This is a genomic window from Shinella lacus, from assembly GCF_010994755.1.
GTDB lineage: Bacteria > Pseudomonadota > Alphaproteobacteria > Rhizobiales > Rhizobiaceae > Shinella > Shinella lacus.
Window position 1 is genome coordinate 1 of the sequence record NZ_WHSB02000045.1, and the last position, 1,321, is coordinate 1,321.

At 59.5% G+C, this 1,321-nt stretch carries 1 protein-coding gene and 1 other annotated feature; the gene reads right to left on the bottom strand.

Annotated elements, in window-relative coordinates; all coding sequences use genetic code 11:
• Positions 1–39 precede the first annotated feature (39 nt).
• Positions 40–1,271 (bottom strand): IS3 family transposase gene (locus GB927_RS34205; protein ID WP_256121588.1). Its coding sequence is split into 2 segments (ribosomal slippage): positions 40–980 and positions 980–1,271, totalling 1,233 coding nucleotides; the frame shifts between segments, so codons are not numbered across the junction.
• Positions 871–987, bottom strand: a sequence feature (AL1L pseudoknot). It overlaps the preceding gene by 117 nt.
• Positions 1,272–1,321: the final 50 nt, after the last annotated feature.

Consider the following 1,321-nt stretch of genomic DNA (forward strand, 5'->3'; position numbering starts at 1 on the left):
TGAACCGCGCCGGCTGTGCCGGAGACCGTTTGGTTTAAGTTACGCGGCCATGGCTGGCGCGTCCAGCATGGCGTAGTATCGTTCTTCGGCCTCGGCTGGCGGGATATTTCCGATGGGCTCCAGAAGGCGGCGGTTGTTGAACCAATCGACCCATTCGAGCGTGGCGAACTCCACAGCTTCGAAGTTGCGCCATGGTCCTCGCCGATGGATGACCTCGGCCTTGTAAAGACCGTTGATCGTTTCGGCGAGAGCGTTGTCGTAACTGTCGCCAACACTTCCGACAGACGGCTCGATGCCCGCCTCGGCCAGTCGTTCGGAATAGCGAATGGACACATATTGCGAGCCGCGGTCGGAATGATGAACCAGCCCGCCACGTTTGACGGGCCGCCGATCATGGAGTGCCTGGTCGAGAGCATCGAGGACGAATCCCGCGTGCGCCGTTCGACTGGCCCGCCAGCCAACGATACGGCGGGCGAAGGCATCGATTACAAAGGCGACATAGACGAAGCCCTGCCAGGTCGCGACATAGGTGAAATCCGAAAGCCAGAGCATGTTCGGCGCGGGAGCCTTGAAGTGGCGATTGACGCGGTCGAGCGGACACGGGGCAGAGTTGTCCGATACGGTGGTTTTGATGGGCTTGCCACGAATGATGCCTTGAAGACCCATCATTCTCATGAGCCTTGCGACGGTGCAGCGAGCGATATCGAAGCCTTCTCGCTGCAACTGTCGCCACACTTTCCGCACGCCATAGACCTGGAAGTTCTCGTTGAACACCCGGCGTATCTCGACTTTCATGGCAATATCATTCCGTTCGCGAGCCGATAGGCGACCCACGTCCGTGCGCTTGGCGACGACCTCATAATAGGTGGACGGGGCAATCGGCAGCAGCCTGCAGATCGGCTCGACCCCGAGCACCGAGCGGTGTTCGTCGATGAAGGAAATCATCGCTTCAGTGGGCGGTCGAGCTCCGCCTGGGCAAAATATGCCGAAGCTTTGCGTAGAATCTCATTCGCCTGACGAAGCTCCCGGTTCTCCCGTTCCAGAGCCTTCATCTTCTCCGCCACATCGCTCGGCAAACCGGCACGCTTGCCGCTGTCGACCTCGGCCTTCTTCACCCATTCATGAAGGGTATGCGCCGAGCAACCGATCTTGGCTGCTATCGAAGAAACCGCAGCCCAGCGGGACGGATGCTCGGCCTCGTGTTCTGCCACCATTCGAACGGCGCGGGCACGGACTTCAGGAGAAAATTTGTTCGTCGTTTTGCTTGTCATAGACCCTACTTCTCACGAGTTGGGGTCTCCGGCAAAGCCGGGGCGGTTCA